Raw genomic sequence first — 18,491 nt, forward strand, 5'->3', positions numbered from 1 at the left:
CGGCCGCGCGGGCCGCCGCGCGCAGCGGCGCGACCGTTGCGATCGTCGACGACAACCCGCGCGCGGGCGGACAGATCTGGCGGCAGCCGGCAGCGGCCGCACCGACGCCGGCCGCCGCCGAACGCCTCGCCGTGCTGCGGCAGCCGAACGTCATGCACCTCGCGGCGACGCGCATCGTCGCCGAAACGCAGCCGGGCACGCTGCTGCTCGAAGACGACGAACGCGGGCTTTTGCTCGATTTCCGGACGCTGATTCTCTGCTGCGGCGCGCGCGAGCTGCTGCTGCCGTTTCCGGGCTGGACGCTGCCTGGCGTGACCGGCGCGGGCGGCTTGCAGGCGCTGATCAAGTACGGGCTCGACGTGCGCGGGCAGCGCACGGTGATCGCGGGCAGCGGGCCGCTGCTGCTGGCGAGCGCGGCGACGGCCCGGCAGGCCGGCGCACGCGTGTCGCACGTGCTCGAACAGGCCGCGTGGGGCGACGTCGCCGGCTTCGGCGCGGGGCTGTGGCGCTGGCCGTCGAAGCTCGCGCAGGCCGCGAAGCTCGTCACGGCTGTTTATCGGCCGGCTGCGTACGTCGTCGAGGCATTCGGCGACCAGCGGCTCGAACGCGTGCGGATTCGCCAGGGCGATCGCGAATTCGACGTCGACTGCGACCGGCTCGCGTGCGGCTTCGGCCTCGTGCCGAATACCGTGCTGCCGCGTCATCTCGGCTGCCGGATCGAGCACGGCGCGGTGGCGGTCGACGCACACCAGCGCACGAGTCGCGACGGGTATTTCGCGGCAGGCGAGTGCACGGGCGTCGGCGGCAGCGAGCTGGCGATGGTCGAAGGCGAAATCGCCGGCTATGCGGCGACCGGGCAGACCGACCGACTGGCCGCGCTGGTCGCACGCCGTGCGCGCTGGCAGGTGTTCGCGGATGCCGTGCGCGAGCGCTTCGCGGTCCGCGCGCCGATCCGCCGGCTCGCGCGAGCCGACACGCTGCTGTGTCGTTGCGAAGACGTGCGGTTCGATACGGTCGCACGGGAACCGGGCTGGACCGCCGCCAAGCTGCAGTCGCGTTGCGGCATGGGCGCATGCCAGGGCCGCGTGTGCGGCGCGGCCGCGCAGGCGCTGTTCGGCTGGACGCCGCCGGCGCCGCGCACGCCGCTGGTGCCCGCGCGGGTCGGCACGCTGATGCTCGACGGTACGGGGTTCTGCGACGGCGCGTGACGCGTGCGGCGTCGCGGTGAACGGCCCGGTTCGCGCCGGGCCGCGCCTGTTACGCCGTTCACTCCACCTTCACTTTCTCCCATCCGCCGACCTGCTGCGCGGCACGCTGCTGCTGTGGCTCACGTTCTTCATGAGCCTGCTCGTCATTTACCTGCTGTCGAGCTGGTTGCCGACGTTGCTGCGCACGACCGGCGCGACGTTGCAGACGGCTGCACGCGTGACCGCGATGTTCCAGGTCGGTGGCACGCTTGGCGCAATCGTCCTGGGCTGGCTGATGGACCGCTTCGATCCGCATCGCGTGCTGGCCTGCAGCTATGCGGCGGCCGGCGCCTGCGTCGCGGCGATCGGCGTGTTCGCCGCGTCGCCGTGGGGGGCGGCACTTGCGGTATTCGCCGCCGGCTTCTGCGTATCGGGCTCGCAGGTCGGGGCGAACGCGCTGTCGGCCGCGTTCTATCCGACCGAGTGCCGGACGACCGGCGTGAGCTGGGCGAACGGGATCGGTCGTGGCGGCTCGGTGGTCGGCTCGATGGCGGGCGGCGCGATGCTGGCGATGGGCGTGCCGCTGTCGACCGCATTCGCCGTCGTTGCCGCGCCATGCGTGATCGCGGCGGTCGCGGTGCTGGCGCTCGGTGTGGTTCGCGCCGGTGCGGCATGCGTGGCGGCCGCCGACGGGATGGCGGGCAGGCAGGCCTGATCTAAGGCGGGGCGGTTCGATTGCCGATTCGGTAAGCGGCAGGATGCTGCCGTAGCTCGCGTTGCCGGCAGACGTGTGCTTCGATGCGCTGTTCTGACGCCGCGCTGGCGCATGGAGTTCAAGATCGCGCCCGGTTCGATTTCCTCGAATTCGGACCGTTTCGACGGTTATATCCGGTTCGCCTGCACACGCGTATCCGATGTGTCCGACGCATCCGGTGCGGTGCACGAGGCAGCGTTCGACACACTCGCCCGCCTCGCACGGGAAGCCATGGCGGCCGCGTGAGCGCGACGGCGGCGGCCGGTCGGACTTCCGAATACGCGAGTGCTCCGGCCGGACGCGGTACCGAAGCGGCAAGCCGCCGCCATTTCATCGGCTGACCGAGTGCGTGGCGAGGTGCTGGCGAATCAGCGACAGGTAACGGTCGCCGACCGAGAAATCGCGTGCCGCGCGCGGCCGGGCGGCGGCCGGCCGCAGCGTGGCCGGCGCGCTCATGCCCAGATACCGGCACACGGCGGACGGGAAGGGCTTGCGCGTATGCCCGAGCTGACGCGCCGCGCGCTCGACGCGGGCATCGCCGACTTGGGCTCGAAGCCACGCCAGCACTTGGCGATCGGTTTCGTTGACGATACGGACCAGATGTTCCATCGCGCACCTCACTGTTCATAAATACAGTACTGTAAATATAACCAGTGTTTGTGCTGACCGCAAGCGGGCGTGCGTCGGCTGGCCGTTCGGCCAGGGTCAGCGCACCGGCGCGGCGGCTCGCGTGATCCGGGCGGCGGCCGGGGCGGCGCGGCCGGTATAGCGCGCGTCGGTCAGCGTGCCGAGGAACGCGACGATGTCGTCGATTTCCGCGTCGGTGAGCGCGGGCGGCGTGCCGGGCCGACGGTTCATCGGCGTCGAGTTGACGTTGATGTTGCCCCGATAGGCGGCCGGCACGTCGTCGAACGTCTTGGCGCCGTGGTACCAGAAGCCGGGATCGGTCGAGCGCGTGTTGTAGAACGCGACCGCGTCGCGCAGCGTCGTGAATACCCCGTTGTGCATGAACGTCTGCTTGACCGCGACGTTGCGCAGCCCCGGCGTGCGCAGGTAGCCGCACCATTGCGTCGGTTCGGGCCAGCGCAGCCGGCGCGCGGTGTCGCACAGCCCGTTGTCGAAATGGCGCGGATCGCGGTTCGCCGGCAGCGCGCGATTGCGCGGCACCGCGATCGCGTCGTAGCCGAAATCGGTGAACAGCGAGCGCTCCGGGCGGCTCGACGTGTCCGACAGCGTATGGCAGGTCATGCAATTGCCCTTGTCGGGATTCCGGAACAGCGCGAGGCCGCGCATCTCGGCCGGCGCGAGCGGCTTGCGCGTGCGCAGGAACGCATCGAAGCGCGACGTGAACGGCGCCATCTCGTCGCTCTGCAGATAGGCTTCGACGGCCGAACCCAGCGCGCGCACCAGTTGCTCGGGGTCGCGGCGCACCGGCGCGCCGAAGCGCGCGGCGAGATCGGGCGCGAGTTCGGTCGCGTTGACCTTGCGCAGCAGCGCGGCCGGCGACCGGTTGTTCATCTCGTTCGGATCGAACAGCGGCCCGCGGATCTGCTCGGCGAGCGTATCCGCGCGGCCGTCGCTGAACAGGCCGCCGAACGGCGACGGCGCGGGCGCATCGTCGTCCTGGTAGAAGTGGCGGCGCGGCACGTAGCGCACATACAGCAGCGACGGCGCATTGCGCTGGCTGAAGCGCCCGGGCCGGCTGCCTTCCGGCACGCCGGGCCCCGCGAGCGATGCGGCCGACAGCGTCGGCGCGAACGCGCGGCCCGGATCGTGGCAGCCCGCGCACGACATGCCGCGCGGCTCGGACAGCCGCGGGTCGAAGAAGATGCGGCGGCCGAGCGCGACGAGCGTCGGGTCCGGCGCGAAGCGCGCGGTGGCCGCGTCGATCTTGCCCGTCACCTGCGGCGTGCCGTTGCCGATCGTGTCGACGACGCGCGACGGCGGCGCGCCGGGAAGCAGGACCGTTTCGGCCGGCGCGGCGTGGGCCGCCAGCGTCAGACCGGCGAGCAGGGGTGCGACAAGCGTGCGCAACGTCTGCCGGCCGCGCCCCCCGCGGCCTTCATATCGAACTGCCTCACTCACGGCGCGATGAACCCCGTCTTGTCGCAGGCGAGCGTCCTGCCCGACTGGTTGCACGACGCCAGTCGCTTGCCGGCCGCCGAATACGCATGGAACACCCAGCCCGTCGCCGGTGCGGCGTTGCGCTCCATGATCAGGAAGCCGAAGCTGTTGTTGTGCGACAGCCGCTCGATCACGGCGCCCGGCGCGGGCGTCAGGCCGGCCGGGAACGGGTCGGGCAGCGCGACGTCGAGGTTGTCGCCGCCGTTGCCGGACACGATCGTCGCCGGGTGCCCGGACGAGAAGTTGATCGCCTGGAAATCGTGCACGTGGCCATGCAGCGCGACGTGCACGCCCGGCGGGTAGTACGCCTGCGCGTTGAGGCTCGACATCACCGACTGCAGCGCGAGGTTGCCCGGCGCCGGCGTGCTGCCGGCGATCGGCGCGAACGCGAGGATCGGATGATGGTTCGTGAAGATCGTCGTCGTCATGCCGGCTTTCGACGCGAGCGATGCGACCGTCTGGAACTGCTTCTGGTAGATGCCGAACTGCGCGTCGGTCGTCTTCAGCGGCGTGCGGCCGACCTTCGCGGTGTCGAACACGATCACCTGCGAGCCGCCGCCGAGCGACACCGCATAGGGTTCCGAATAGTTCGCGTTGTTGTCGTTGGCCGGATCGTCGCACGAGCGGGCGGCCGAATACGGGCGCGGGTCGAGGAAGCGGAACCAGCCCTGGCCTGCCCGCGCGCATTCCTCGTGGTTGCCGCGCACGACGACCCACGGCGCCTTCGCGAGCAACGGCGCGGCCGGGCGGAACAGGTCGGCTTGCCACGTATCCCAGCCGTAGCCCCACGGGCTGTCCTTGCAGCCGGCGATGTCCGGCGGGCACGCATTCTCGCGATAGTGGTAGTCGCCGACGTGCAGCACGAGATCGGGCGACAGCTTCGCGACGCTGGCCGCGATCGTGTCGAGCGGCCAGACCGCGGCATCGTTGCACGCCTGCCAAGCGTTGTCGGCCTTCTTCATCCGGCAGCCCGTGTCGGCGATGATCGCGATGCGCTGCGGTTGCGCTTTCGGCAGCGGCAGCGTGCGGCCCGCGACGCTGGCTGTTTGCGCGCCGGCCGGCAGCGTGGCTTCGCAGACGGACACCGGGAAGCTCGACGGCTTCGAATCGGCCGGGTCGCTGGCGGTCGGCCGCTGGGCGACGGTCGCGGCGCCCGCGCGCAGCGCCATGCGCGACAGCTTGCCGTCGACGGTCAGTTGCGGGCACAGCGGATCGCTGGCCGACGCGGGCGTGTAATTCGTGATCACGCGCGCGATCGCCTGGTTCGCGTCGCCGATCTCGACCCACGCGGCCTGAACGTTGGCCGAGGCGCTGGCCGGATCGTCGGGCGTATCGATGTGATTCGAGCACGCGGACAGCGCGGCGAGGGCAGCAAGGGGAGCGCAGCGCACGAGCAGCGCGCGCGTGAGGAGTCGTCGCATGGGAGGGGGAGGCGCCGTAGGAAAGTCGTCAACGATACGCAGCGCGAATGTAAGAAATGTGAAAAGCGGGGCGCGTGCTGGCTGCCCCTTGACTTCAAGCCGGCTTGAAGCAGCACAGTGCGATTCGTCATCAATGAATCGGAAGGGGATCGACGATGGAAGCCAACCGGCCCAACGAAGCGCAATCCGCGCTCTGGAACGGTCCGTCGGGGCGCGCGTGGGTCGATGCGCAGGCGCCGCTGGACCGGATGTTCGAGCCGTTCGAAACGCTGCTGGCGGAGGCCGCGGCAGCATCGTTTGCCACGCGCGTGCTCGATGTCGGCTGCGGCACCGGCGCGGTCACGCTCGCGATCGCGCGGCGGCTCGGTGCGAGCGCGCAGTGCACGGGCATCGACATTTCGGCGCGGATGATCGATGCCGCCCGGGCGCGTGCCGAACGCGGCGGCGTGCCTGCCCGGTTCGTGTGCGCGGACGTGCAGACACATGCGTTCGAGCCGGCGAGCGTCGACCTGCTCGTGTCGCGTCTCGGCGTGATGTTCTTCGACGATCCGGTACGGGCGTTCGCGAACCTTCGGCGTGCGGCACGGCCGGGCGCGCCGATGCGGTTCGTCGCGTGGCGCGGCGCGGCCGACAATCCCTTCATGACGACGGCCGAGCGGGCGGCCGCGCCGCTGCTGCCGAACCTGCCCGTGCGGCAGCCCGGCGCACCGGGCCAGTTCGCGTTCGGCGACCGGCAGCGGATCGCGTCGGTGCTGTCGGACAGCGGCTGGGCGGACGTTGCGATCGTGCCGGTCGACCGGATGTGCATGCTGCCGGAATCCGCGCTGGACGACTACATTGGCCGGCTGGGCCCGGTCGGCGTTGCATTGCTGGAGGTGGACGAAGCGACGCGGCGGCGCGTGATCGACACGATGCGCGCCGCGTTCGAGCGGTACGTGCACGGCGCCGAAGTGCGCTTCGAGGCGGCGTGCTGGCTTGTGACGGCGCGCGCGCCGTCCGCATGACGCGTAACGTGAAAGCAGCGGATCAAGGCCGGGGCGGTGACCCGTTCGCCCCGCACGTGGCCGTGCCCGCGTGACGAAGCGGGGCCATGCGACCTGCGTGCGTCAGCGCTTCCGCGCGCGCAGCATCAACCAGGCGCAGCCGCCGGCCGCCAGCACGAGGCCGAGCAGGACGGCCTCGGCGCCGAGCGCGAAACCGGGCGGCATGTCGCCGCTGTTCGGCACCGGCGCCAGGTTGCCGGCCATCGCGACGGCGCCGCCGGCGAGCAGCGCCGCGCAGACGATCCAGTAGATCTTGCCGGGCAGTGCCGCGGCGCGGATGCGCCACAGCGCGATGCCGGCGCCGCCGAGGTACAGCACGGCGAGCGTGCCGAGCGCGATGATGTCGGCCGCGCGTCTTTGTAGCAACCCGCTCATTCGGCCTCCGTCGCGTGCCCCGGTGCCCGGCTCAGCAGATGCGTGCGGGTGTCTGCCGCGAGCGACACGTAGCGTTCATATTGGCGCAGCACGTCGGCGATCACTTCGTCGCCGCGCAGGTATTCGATGTCGTAGCCGAGCCGGCCGTCCTCGAAGAACGTGACGATGCCATGGACATGCGCACGCGTCTCGTCCGGCTCGGCCGCCTCGCGCACCAGGAACGCGGCCGCGGATTTCGCGGTGACGCGCACGCCGTACACGAAATCGCGGTGTTCGGCGGTCGGCACGGTGAGCCGCACCGCATCGTCGCTGTCGCGCTGCACGTGCGCATCGACGCCGCTCGCGCGCAACTCGTCGGCGACCTTGCGCAGCGCGGGTTCGACCGTTTCCGCGACGAACTGGCGCGCCTCGGCCTCGGTCGTCTGCCGCAGGATGTGCGTCAGGCGATGGCGCCAGTGCTGGCCGGTCCAGAAGCTCGTTGCAGGCGCGACGTCCTGCGAATAGTGCGCGCGATCGGCCGCGAGCCCGCGCCACAGCCCGTAGCACAGCGCGAGCATGATGATGGCGACCGGCAGCGCGGCGATCAGCGTCATCGCCTGCAGCGCGCCCAGCCCGCCCGCGACGAGCAGCACCGCGGCCGTCACGCCGAGCAGCGCGGCCCAGAACAGCCGCTGCCAGACCGGCGAATGCGCATTGCCGCGCGTCGCGATCTGGTCGATCACGAACGCGCCCGAATCGGCGGACGTGACGAAGAACACCGCGATCAGCACGATCGCGACGATCGACAGCAGTTGCGGCAACGGCAGGAAATCGAAGAAGCGGAACAGCAGCGCATCGACGTTGGTCGCCGTCTGCGCGAGCGCGCCGGCCGCGCCGTGCGTATCGAGCCAGATCGCGCTGTTGCCGAACACGGTCATCCACACGAGGTTGAACGCGGTCGGCACGAGCAGCACGCCGATCACGAACTGGCGGATCGTGCGGCCGCGCGAGATGCGCGCGATGAACATGCCGACGAACGGCGACCACGACACCCACCACGCCCAGTAGAGAATCGTCCAGCCGCCGAACCAGCCTTCCTCGCGCGGCGGCGCGTACGCATAGGTGCGGAACGACAGGTCGACGAGGCTCGACAGGTACTGGCCGATGTTGTCGCCGAGCGCGCGCAGCAGAAAGGCCGTCGGGCCCGCGACCACCACGAAGGCGAGCAGCAGGAATGCGAGCAGCAGGTTCAGCTCGGACAGCCGGCGCACGCCCTTGTCGAGGCCGGTCGCGGCCGATACGCCCGCGAGGATCACGACCACCGCGACGAGCCCGATGCGGAACAGGTTGCTGCCCGTGTCCCATCCGGCGACCGTATGCAGGCCCGCGCTCAGCTGCATCACGCCGTAGCCGAGCGTCGTCGCGATGCCGGCGACCGTGCCGACCAGCGCGAACGCATCGACGGTGTGGCCGATCCAGCCGTTGATGCGCTCGCGCAGCACCGGATACAGCCCGGAGCGCAGCGTCAGCGGCAGGTTGTAGCGGAAGCCGAAGTACGCGAGCACGAGCCCCATCAGCCCGTAGATCGCCCACGCATGGAAGCCCCAGTGGAAGAAGGTCATCAGCATCGCCTCGCGCGCGGCGGCGGGCGTGCCGGGGTCGACGGTGGGCGGCTTCAGGAAATGCTGCATCGGCTCGCCGACGCCGAAGTACATCAGGCCGATGCCCATGCCGGCCGCGAACAGCATCGCCGTCCACGACACGAAGCTGAACTCGGGTTCGGCATCGTCGGGGCCGAGCCGGATATTGCCGAAGTCGCTGGCGGCGATCAGCACGAGAAACACGAGGAAGCCGGTGACGGCGAGCACGTAGAACCAGTCGAACCGGGCGATGACCCATTGCTGGCCGGCGGAGAACAGTGCGCCGGCTTCGCTCGGGTGCAGTGCGCACACGACGAGTAGCGCGCCGATCACGGCGAGCGCGGGCAGGACGACCTGCGGCTTGAATGTCGTGCGGGGCGAGGGACGGGAATCCGGCATGGCGGGCATCCAGTTGTGGGCGCAACGAGGCGCGACGCCGCCCGGCGCGCACGTTGCGCGTCGGACCCTGATACGGCGTGCGTCGAGTGTACCGCGGTGTCAGGACTGCAAGAAGGGGTATGCAGAAGGGTAAACCTGACGAATTGTAAGGTATCAGGGCGATCGAGAAAACCCGCGCGGTGTGCGCGGCGGGCCGGCGGGGCGGGGAAAACGCAGCGACGGACGCCCGGACGGCGCACGCGCGGCATGCGCATCGTCCGGGCAACGGGCGGCGCGCGGAAGGCGTCGCCAGGCGGGTTCAGAACGTGACGGCGATCCCGGCCATGCCGACGAACTGGCCATGCGTCGTCGACGGCGTGAGCTGCTGCGAATCGCCGACGATCGGCGCCGCGTCGACGATGTGCCCGGCGCCTTGCGCGCCGAGCGTCTGCCCGCTCGAATGCGTGTACGCCTGCAGCGCGTAGAGCGTCGTGCGTTTCGACAGGCTGTACGACTCCTTCAGCGAATATTGTTGATAGCGGGCCGCGCTCGCGACACCGTTCGCCTTCGATGCGAGCGTGTACGCGAATGCGCCGGCCACCGAGAACGTCGGCGTGAAGCGGTATGCGGCAAGCGCGCCGTAGGTGTTGAATACGGCCGTGTCGGTGAACGCCGAGCCGTTGCCGGGCAGGTACTTCACGTTCGAATAGTTGAGCCCCATCGTCAGGTCGCCGAGCGTGTAGTTGCCGGCCGCCGCCACCTGTTCGACCGCTTTCGCGCTCAGATAGCCCTGGTTCAGCACGGACACCGCGAAGCTGCCCGACGATGCGGTGGCCGGATTCAGGAAGCCCGCGGACGAGCCCGAGCTGTTGATCCGCAGGTAGCCGGCCGCGATCCCGATCGGCCCGTTCGCGTAGCGCAGCGCGGCGCTGAACGTGTTGCCCTTGCCGGTCGCGCCCGCAATGCCGCCGAATGCGTACATCGCGCTCGCGGTCAGCCCCGCGAAGGTCGGCGACGTATAGGTAACCGAATTGTTCACGCGGATCGTGGTGTCGAGGCCGTCGATGTCGCCCGGATGCGCGCCCGTGGCGCCGGTCAGCCAACTGCTCGACGCGTACGGGCCGACGAACAGGAAGTAGGGCGTGTACTGGCGACCGGCCGTGACCGTACCGTAGCTGGCGTTGCGCAGGCCGACGAAGGCCTGGCGATTGAATAGCGTGCCGGCGGCGGCCTGCGCGCCCGTATTCAGGTTGAAACCGGCCTGCAGGTCGAAGATCGCGTGCGTGCCGCCGCCGAGATCCTCGTCGCCGCGCAGCCCGAACTTCGACGCATACAGGTTGCCATCGCGCATGTAGATGTTCGAGTGCCCCTGCTGGTTGTTCACGTACGCGAGCGAATCGTCGACCACGCCGTACAGCGTGACGCTGCTCTGCGCATGGGCGGCGGTCGTGCCGAGCGACGCGGCCGATAAAATCAGGATTGCAGAACGGTTGATGGATGCTTTCATGCTCGATCTCCAGGTCTCTTCATCTTTTCAAGGGGGCGGGAGGCTGAATGCCTCCTCTGTGGCAGGCGGCGAGCCGCGCGAACGGCCCGCCTGATCGGGGTGGCTTCGGCTTCAGTCGTTCAGTCGTTCAGTGGTTCATTGATCGAACGCGACGACGAGGCGGCGCCACGCGCCGTCCCGCGCGTCCTGCTCGACACGCGCGCCGCGCACGGCAATCGCGCCTTGCAGCGACGCGGGCAGCAGGATTTCGACGCGGTCGGACGGACGTGCCGGGTGGCCGTCCCAGCGGACCGACACGCCGAGTACGCCAGATGCCTCGCGGCCGGTCTCGATGTGCCACAGGCCGTATTCGCCGTCGCGCCACGCTTCCGTCTCGCCATCGTCCTCGACGCATTCGCCGTACGCGACGCCGTCCTCGATCCGCGGTGAGACGAGGAAGCCACGCGTATCGGCGCGCGTCCCGAAATGCTGTTCCGCGACGTTCAGCGGCAGCACGCGGCCTTCGCGCAGCAGCATCACCGGCGTGTCGAGCGGTGCGGGCAGCGTCACGCTCGCGCCGCCGTCGAACGATCGCGCGCTCGCGCAGCACGTCCAGCGTGCGCCCGACGGCAGATACACCGTGCGTTCGGTCTGGCCGGGCTCGACGACCGGCGCGACCAGCAGCGCGTCGCCGAGCATCATGTCGTCGCACGCGTCGTAGCAGCGCGCATCGCCGGGGAAATCGGCGAGGGTCGGCCGCAGCACGGGCTCGTAGCGCGTCGTGGACAGCCACAGCAGGTGATAGAGGTACGGCAGCAGCCGGTAGCGCTGTTTGATCAGCGATGCGATCTGCGCGGTGATCTCGGGGTACATCCACGGTTCGTTGACGGTGCCGTCGTCGTTCCATGAGTGGATGCTGAAGCGCGGCATGAAGATGCCGAACTGCACCCAGCGCAGCAGCAATTCGGGCGACGGCGCGGGGCCCGAGAAGCCGCCGATGTCGTGGCCGATGTTCGACACGCCCGACAGCGCGAGCCCGAGGCCCATCTTCAGGTTGTAGCGCAGCGTTTCCCACGACGTGCAGTTGTCGCCCGACCACGTCTGCACGTAGCGCTGCATGCCCGCGCCGCCGGAGCGCGACACGAGGAACGGCCGCCGCGCCGGCGCATGCGCGCGCTGCGCGTCGCGCGACGCGCGCATCATCAGCATCGTCTGCAGCACCTTCGCCTCGCGTGCCGGGAACGGCTGGCCGAAGCCGTGCGCGATCGCGTCGGGCGACCAGATCTCGTATTCGTTGTTGTCGTTCCAGGTCGATTCGACCCCGTATTCCAGCAGCGCCGACGTGACCTGCTCGCGCCACCAGCGGTACGCGTCCGGCTGCGTGAAATCGATGTACGCGCCGACTTCGTCCCAGAACTGCACCCATGCGGGCTCGCCCGATGCGGAGCGGATCAGCAGCCCGCGCCGCGCGGCGTCGTCGAACGCGGGATGGTCGCGCAGCAGGCACGGCTTGATGTTCGCGCACAGGCGGATGCCGTTGTCGCGGTAATGCTGCACGAAGCCTTTCGCATCGGGAAACTTGTCGCGGTTCCAGTTGAACACGTAGCGCTTCGCGCCGATCGACGTATAACCCGACGACAGGTGGAACGAATCGCACAGGATGTCGTGCGTGTCGCACTGCTCGACGAACTGGTTCATCTGCTGCTGCGCGTCCGGCGCGTCGGTGTAGCTCATCGTCGAGCCCGAATAGCCGAGCCCCCATTTCGGCGTGCGCGCGGGGCGCCCGGTGAGCCACGTGAAGCGCCGCGCGGCCGCGAGCGGCGTAGCGGGCGACGCGATGAAGTAGTAGTCGAGATCGCCGTGCTCGGCGACGAAATAGCGATAGAGCCCGTGGTAGTTGTCGAGCTCGCGGCCCATGTCGAACGCGCAATCGGACAGCGTGTCGTAGAACAGCCCGAAGCCCTGGCACGCATCGGGCGACCACGTGATGTAGAACGGGATGTGCTTGTACAGCGGGTCGGTGTGCTTCGCGCTGTAGCCCATCGCGTCGATGTTGCGCATCTCGAAGCGGGCACCCGTGCGATCGAGTTCGCCCGCGCGTTCGCCGAGGCCGAACACCTGGTCGCCGCGCTCGCGGGCGACGTAGTGATACGCGCGATCGTCCCACCAGCCGAAGTTGTACGCCTGCGTCGCGCGGTCGGCGAGCGCGACGCGCCATGCGCCGTCCGCGCCGCGCAGCGACCACGTGCAGTGGCCGCCTTGCCGGCGCACCGCGAGCCGGATCTGCGCGGTTTCGATGCGCACGGCGTCGTCGTCCTCGGCGAAGTCGTAGTGGGGTAGCGCGAAGCCGCCCAGGTCGAGGCGGTCACGCCCGTCGAGCGGCACGTCGTCGAGGCCCGGCGCGATCGTCCACGTGCGCGGCGTGCGCGCGGTCGCGTCGGGCAGCACGCGTACCCGCACGATGTCGTCCTCGAGCACGAAGATTTCGACGGTGGCGCCCGTATCGGACGCGAGCAGTACGCGGTTCGCGTGGTGGCTGGCGACGCGGAACACGGGCGGATGAAGGAGCGAAGTCATGAATGCGGTTCCTGGTGAAAACGGAGGTCAGGCCTGCTGCGCGAGCAGGCGTTCCTGCTTCGACTGGCCGCGGATCAGCAGTGCGAGCAGCGTGACGCCGATGATGTCGAACAGGCCGAGGCACGCGAACAGCGGCGCGTAGCCGATCTTGTCGGCGAGCGCGCCGACCAGCAACGAGAAGCCGAGGCCGCCGATCCACGCGGCCATCCCGGCGAAGCCGCTCGCGGTGCCGACCTCCTCGGGGTCGAACACGTCGGCCGACAGCGTGTTGACGAGCGCGGAGATCATCTGGTGCGCGAAGCCGCCGACGCAGAACAGCGCGATCGCGGTGTACGGCGACGACGCGAGCCCGATCATCGCCGGCCCAAGCATCAGCAGCGCGCCGAGCGCGACGCCCGCGACGCGCGACCATACGAGCGGCAGCTTGAAGCGATTCGCGAGGTAGGGCGACAGGTAGCCGCCCGCGATGCCGCCCAGGTCGGCCGCGAGAAACGGCATCCACGCGAACACCGCGATCTGCGTGAGCGGCATGTGGCGCTCGGTCGCGAGGTACAGCGGAATCCAGAAGCTGAAAGTTTGCCATGCGGGTTCCGCGAAGAAGCGCGGCAGCGCGATCGCCCAGAAACGTCGGGCGGTGACGACGTCGCGGATACGGCGCTTCGACACGGGCGGCATCGTGGCCTGGCCGTCGCGGATCAGCGTGCGTTCCTGCGGCGTGATGCGCGGATGGTCGGCCGGCGACCGGTACTGCGTGTACCAGAGGGCGGCCCACACGAACCCGAGCGCGCCGGTGGCCATGAACGCGGCCTGCCAGCCGAACCGCATCGACAGGAACACGACGAGCGGCGGCGCGATCGCGGCGCCGAGCGACGTGCCCGCGTTGAAGTAGCCGACCGCGACGGATTTCTCGCGATCGGGAAACCATTCGGCGACGGCCTTCATTCCCGACGGAATCGCGGCGGCCTCGAACAGGCCCAGCAAGCCGCGCAGGATGCCGAGCGACAGCCAGCCCGACGCGAAGCCATGCGCGACGCCGACCACCGACCACAGCATCGCGAACAGCGCGAACCCGAGCCGCAGCCCGATCAGGTCGACGATGAACCCGCATACCGGCTGCATGATCGTGTAGCCGATCTGGAACGCGCCGACGATGTACGAGTACTGCTGCGTCGAGATCGCGAACACTTGCTTGAGCTCGGGCGCGAGCACCGCGAGGGAATTCCGTGCGAGGTAGTTGAGGATCGTGCCGAGACACACGAGCACGATGATCCACCAGCGCAACGCCTTGACTGTCTTCACTGCTGTCTCCTGTCAGGGAGGGCGGGCGCGCGGCGCCTGCCCGGTCCGTGAGGGCCACCTGTTCGGGGCGGCTTGTTTCGTTTTATTCGTACGATGTCCGATCTTGATATGCGTCGGTTTTACCGGGTTATATCGAAATCACGGTGTTCGAGCGAACATTTCGTCGTCATCGAACTGAAATGTTATCTGACGACTGATCATTTTCGAACATCCTATGTTCGAATGCGAATCCGGTCAACGTGAATCTGCATTCGAACGAACGTACTCGGGGTTTTCCCGATGAGCGGAGGCAATCGCTCGCGCGGCGGCGCAGGACGGCCGCCCGTCAAAGACCCGTGCGACGGGGCCGGATGATCGTCCGGAGGGCGACGCGCGCCGGATGGGGCGTGACAACCCTGATGAAAATTTATTTCTTTTCGGGAATCGGATTGTGTAAATTCATTTTCATCAAACCTTGCAACAACCCTTCGCATGACGCCTCTCGTTCCGCCCGATGTCAGTCACGACGAACCCGCGATCGCCGAGCGGATCGCGTCGACGATGCCGTTGATGACGCCGATTCACCGGCGCATGGGCGAATTCGTGCTCGCGAACCCGTTTCGCGCGGCGACGATGCGGATCGACGAGCTCGCGCAGGCGGTGAATGCGTCGATCGCGACCGCGAACCGCTTCGCGAAGGCACTCGGTTTCGACGGCTATCCGGCGATGCGCGCGGCGCTCGTGCGCGGCTTCGAGGCCACGCTCGGACCGGTCGAACGGCTGCGTTCCGCGCAGGAGCAGGAGTCCGGCGTACGCGGCGCCGCATGGATCGACGCGGTGTTCGACCAGGCTGCCGCCAACATCGAGAACACGCGTGCGCAACTGGATGCGGCCGACGTCGAGGCGGCGGTCGAGGCGATCGTCGGCGCACGGCGCGTGCTGATTCTCGGCGCCGGGTCGAGCGCATTTCTCGCCGGGCTGATGGAGCACGGGCTGTCGGTGTGCCACGACAACGTGCAATCACTCGCGCTGCTGGGCGGCCCGTCGCATGCGGCGCGGCGCCTGTATACGGCCGACTCGCGCGATCTCGTGATCGCGCTCGCGTGTCCGCGCTACGTGAAGGACACGATCGAACTGGCCCGCCGCGCGGCGGCGCGCGGCGCGCGCGTGCTCGGCATCACCGACGGCCCGCAATCGCCGCTCGCGCCGATCGCGTCGCTGAACCTGTACGTCAAGGCCGAACGGCGTTTCGCGGCCACGTCGGAAGCCGCGGTGCTGACGATGATCGAGGCGCTGATCGATGCGGTCGCGCTGCGCACCCACCGGTCCGCGAAATCCGCGGCCGAGATGACCGAATTCCTGCTGCCGTGGCTCGTGCAGCCGCAAGCGGCACTGCCGGCCGCCAACCCTTCTTCCCCACGTCCGAAAAAATCATGACTTCATCCGCGATCGTCGCGATTCACGGCGGCGCAGGCACGATCCTGCGCGAAGCGATGGATACCGACACCGAACGTCGGTACCGCGCCGAACTCACCGCGATCCTGCAGGCCGCGCAACAGGTGCTGGCCGAGGGCGGCAGCGCGCTCGACGCCGTCACCGTCGCGGTGCGGATGCTCGAGGATTGCCCGCTGTTCAACGCCGGGCGCGGCGCCGTCTATACGGCCGAAGGCAAGCACGAACTCGATGCGGCGGTCATGGACGGCGCGACGCTCGGCGCCGGCGCGATCTGCTGCGCGACGCGCGTGCGCAACCCGGTGCTCGCCGCGCGGCGCGTGATGGAGGCGAGCGAGCACGTGCTGTTCGCCGGCGCGGGCGCCGATGCGTTCGCGGCCGCGCAGGGGCTCGAACTGGCGGAACCCGGCTATTTTGACACCGAATCGCGGCATGCGCAGTGGGTGAAGGCGCGCGCGGCGGCCGGCATGATGCTCGACCACGACGCGGCCAGCTTCGCATTCGGCGCTGCCGCACAACCCGCCGAGCCGCTCGATCCGGACCGCAAGCACGGCACGGTCGGCGCGGTCGCGTGCGACCTGAACGGCCACATCGCGGCGGCGACGTCGACGGGCGGCATCACGAACAAGCAGCCGGGGCGCGTCGGCGATTCGCCGATCATCGGCGCCGGCTGCTATGCGGACGACGCGACCTGCGCGGTCTCCGCGACAGGCACCGGCGAGATGTTCATCCGGCTCGCGACCGCGCATGACGTGGCCGCGCAGATCGCGTATCGCGGCGCGTCGCTCGCCGACGCCGCGCACGACGTCGTGATGAACAAGCTGCCGCGCCTCGCGGGCCGCGGCGGGATCATCGCGGTCGACGCGCACGGCAACGTCGCGATGCCGTTCAACACCGAAGGGATGTATCGCGGCTACGCACGCGTCGGTGAAGCGCCGGTCGTCGGCATCTACCGCGACGACGCGGCCTGATCCGGATCGCACGAGGAGATACGCCATGACTTCGAGCCGTAACCCGTCGCCCCTGGCGCTGCCCGAGCAGCGCGTGGTGGCCGTCGACGACCTGTCGGTCACGTTCCGCCGCGAAGGCGCGACGTTCGACGCGGTGCGCAACGTGTCGTTTCACGTCGATCGCGGCGAGACGCTCGCGATCGTCGGCGAATCGGGCTCGGGCAAGTCGGTCACGTCGCTCGCGCTGATGCGGCTGGTCGAGCACGGCGGCGGCGAGATCACGAGCGGCCGGATCGCGTTCCGGCGCCGTGGCGGCGCGCTGGTCGATCTCGCGCGGGCGAGCGCCGCGACGATGCGCGGCATCCGCGGCGCGGACATCGCGATGATCTTCCAGGAGCCGATGACGTCGCTGAACCCGGTGTTCACCGTCGGCGACCAGATCAGCGAGGCGATCGCGCTGCACCAGTCGAAGGGCGCGGCCGAAGCCCGCGCGGAAGCGCTGCGGCTGCTCGATCTCGTGCGCATCCCCGAAGCGCGCCGCGTGTTCGCGCGCTATCCGCACCAGCTGTCGGGCGGGATGCGGCAGCGCGTGATGATCGCGATGGCGCTGTCGTGCCGGCCCGCGCTGCTGATCGCCGACGAGCCGACGACCGCGCTCGACGTGACGATCCAGGCGCAGATCCTGCAACTGGTGCGCGGGCTGCAGGACGAAATGAACATGGGCGTGATCTTCATCACGCACGACATGGGCGTGGTGGCCGAAGTGGCCGATCGCGTGCTCGTGATGTATCGCGGCGAGAAGGTCGAGGAGGGCGAGTCGGACCGCATCTTCGCGACGCCCGCGCATCGCTACACGCGGGCGCTGCTCGCGGCCGTGCCGCGGCTCGGCTCGATGCAGGGCACCGACGCGCCCGAGAAATTCCCGCTGCTGAAGGTGGACGGCACGCGCGCGACGGCCGCGGCGCCGACCACGACGTCCGCCGCGAACGACGCGCAGCCGCCCGTCGATCACGCCGCGCCGCCGATCCTGCGCGTGCGCGATCTCGTCACGCGCTTTCCGGTGAAGAGCGGCGTGTTCGGCCGCGTGTCGCAGTACGTGCATGCGGTCGAACGCGTGAGCTTCGAGCTGCGCGCGGGCGAGACGCTCGCGCTCGTCGGCGAATCGGGCTGCGGCAAGTCGACCACCGGCCGTTCGCTGTTGCGTCTCGTCGAATCGCAAAGCGGCTCGATCGAATTCGACGGCCGCGACATCAGCGCGCTGAAGGGTTCGGACCTGCAGGCGTTGCGCCGCAACATCCAGTTCATCTTCCAGGACCCGTTCGCGTCGCTGAACCCGCGCCTGACCGTCGGCTTCTCGATCATGGAGCCGCTGCTCGTGCACGGCGTCGCGAGCGGCAGCGAGGCGCAGGCGCGCGTCGACTGGCTGCTCGACAAGGTCGGCCTGCCGCCGGAGGCCGCGCGCCGCTATCCGCACGAATTCTCGGGCGGCCAGCGCCAGCGGATCGCGATCGCGCGTGCGCTCGCGCTGAACCCGAAGGTCGTGATCGCCGACGAATCGGTGTCGGCGCTCGACGTGTCGGTGCAGGCGCAGATCGTCAACCTGATGCTCGACCTGCAGCGCGAGCTCGGCGTCGCGTACCTGTTCATCTCGCACGACATGGCCGTCGTCGAGCGCATCAGCCATCGCGTCGCGGTGATGTATCTCGGTCAGATCGTCGAGATCGGCCCGCGCCGCGCGGTGTTCGAGGCGCCGCAGCATCCGTACACGAAGAAGCTGATGAGCGCGGTGCCGGTGGCCGACCCCGCGCGCCGGCATGCGCCGCGCCAGCATGCCGCGGACGAGATTC

13 protein-coding genes and 2 pseudogenes are annotated in these 18,491 nt (G+C 69.4%); 7 read left to right on the top strand and 8 right to left on the bottom strand.

What is annotated here, in order from left to right:
• The 3 genes and pseudogenes from H3O04_RS23895 to H3O04_RS23905 form a co-directional block, all read left to right on the top strand.
• Positions 1-1,208 (top strand): NAD(P)/FAD-dependent oxidoreductase (locus tag H3O04_RS23895; RefSeq protein WP_202588575.1); only part of this gene is annotated, 1,208 nt, incomplete at its 5' end.
• A gap of 88 nt (positions 1,209-1,296) precedes the next feature.
• Positions 1,297-1,902, top strand: a pseudogene (locus H3O04_RS23900) (MFS transporter); the annotation flags it as partial.
• A gap of 55 nt (positions 1,903-1,957) precedes the next feature.
• A pseudogene (locus tag H3O04_RS23905) lies at positions 1,958-2,187 on the top strand (PLP-dependent aminotransferase family protein); the annotation flags it as partial.
• A gap of 84 nt (positions 2,188-2,271) precedes the next feature.
• Here H3O04_RS23905 and H3O04_RS23910 read toward each other — a convergent pair.
• The 3 genes from H3O04_RS23910 to H3O04_RS23920 form a co-directional block, all read right to left on the bottom strand.
• On the bottom strand, positions 2,272-2,550 hold the full coding sequence (locus H3O04_RS23910) for a hypothetical protein (RefSeq protein ID WP_012338320.1): 279 nt from the start codon (positions 2,548-2,550) through the stop codon (positions 2,272-2,274).
• Between the two features lie 96 nt (positions 2,551-2,646).
• Positions 2,647-4,026 (bottom strand): cytochrome-c peroxidase, encoded by a 1,380-nt coding sequence (locus H3O04_RS23915; RefSeq protein WP_077179652.1) that lies wholly within the window; start codon positions 4,024-4,026, stop codon positions 2,647-2,649.
• Positions 4,023-5,486 (bottom strand): metallophosphoesterase family protein, encoded by a 1,464-nt coding sequence (locus H3O04_RS23920; RefSeq protein WP_202588576.1) that lies wholly within the window; start codon positions 5,484-5,486, stop codon positions 4,023-4,025. The genes H3O04_RS23915 and H3O04_RS23920 overlap by 4 nt, the downstream gene beginning before the upstream one ends.
• A 155-nt stretch (positions 5,487-5,641) precedes the next feature.
• Here H3O04_RS23920 and H3O04_RS23925 point away from each other — a divergent pair, with 155 nt between their 5' ends.
• Entirely contained in the window at positions 5,642-6,490 is an 849-nt protein-coding gene (locus tag H3O04_RS23925; RefSeq protein ID WP_202588577.1) for a class I SAM-dependent methyltransferase, read from the top strand.
• Positions 6,491-6,592: 102 nt separating this feature from the next.
• Here the strand turns inward: H3O04_RS23925 and H3O04_RS23930 are convergent, their stop codons facing one another.
• From H3O04_RS23930 to H3O04_RS23950, 5 genes are all read right to left on the bottom strand, one after another.
• Positions 6,593-6,904 carry a hypothetical protein gene (locus H3O04_RS23930; protein WP_202588578.1) on the bottom strand — a complete coding sequence of 104 codons (312 nt, stop codon included), beginning with the start codon at positions 6,902-6,904 and terminating at the stop codon, positions 6,593-6,595.
• A complete protein-coding gene (locus H3O04_RS23935; RefSeq protein WP_043887777.1) occupies positions 6,901-8,922 on the bottom strand; it encodes a BCCT family transporter in 2,022 nt (673 codons plus the stop codon). Before H3O04_RS23935 ends, H3O04_RS23930 begins: the two co-directional genes overlap by 4 nt.
• Positions 8,923-9,220: 298 nt before the next feature.
• A complete protein-coding gene (locus tag H3O04_RS23940; protein WP_006479241.1) occupies positions 9,221-10,408 on the bottom strand; it encodes a porin in 1,188 nt (395 codons plus the stop codon).
• A 135-nt stretch (positions 10,409-10,543) separates the two neighbouring features.
• Positions 10,544-12,964 (bottom strand): glycoside hydrolase family 31 protein, encoded by a 2,421-nt coding sequence (locus H3O04_RS23945; RefSeq protein ID WP_202588579.1) that lies wholly within the window; start codon positions 12,962-12,964, stop codon positions 10,544-10,546.
• Between the two features lie 27 nt (positions 12,965-12,991).
• The gene (locus H3O04_RS23950) at positions 12,992-14,263 is read right to left on the bottom strand and encodes an MFS transporter (protein WP_202588580.1); all 1,272 of its coding nucleotides are present in this window, start codon (positions 14,261-14,263) and stop codon (positions 12,992-12,994) included.
• Between the two features lie 471 nt (positions 14,264-14,734).
• On the opposite strand from H3O04_RS23950, the gene H3O04_RS23955 reads away from it, so the two are divergent.
• From H3O04_RS23955 to H3O04_RS23965, 3 genes are all read left to right on the top strand, one after another.
• The gene (locus tag H3O04_RS23955; protein WP_027808262.1) at positions 14,735-15,679 is read left to right on the top strand and encodes a MurR/RpiR family transcriptional regulator; all 945 of its coding nucleotides are present in this window, start codon (positions 14,735-14,737) and stop codon (positions 15,677-15,679) included.
• On the top strand, positions 15,676-16,665 hold the full coding sequence (locus H3O04_RS23960) for an isoaspartyl peptidase/L-asparaginase family protein (RefSeq protein ID WP_105798210.1): 990 nt from the start codon (positions 15,676-15,678) through the stop codon (positions 16,663-16,665). The genes H3O04_RS23955 and H3O04_RS23960 overlap by 4 nt, the downstream gene beginning before the upstream one ends.
• A gap of 25 nt (positions 16,666-16,690) precedes the next feature.
• Positions 16,691-18,491 (top strand): dipeptide ABC transporter ATP-binding protein (locus H3O04_RS23965; protein WP_202588581.1); only part of this gene is annotated, 1,801 nt, incomplete at its 3' end.

Origin of the sequence: Burkholderia sp. KCJ3K979 (assembly GCF_016759955.1) — a bacterium.
In the GTDB taxonomy this organism is placed as follows: domain Bacteria; phylum Pseudomonadota; class Gammaproteobacteria; order Burkholderiales; family Burkholderiaceae; genus Burkholderia; species Burkholderia orbicola.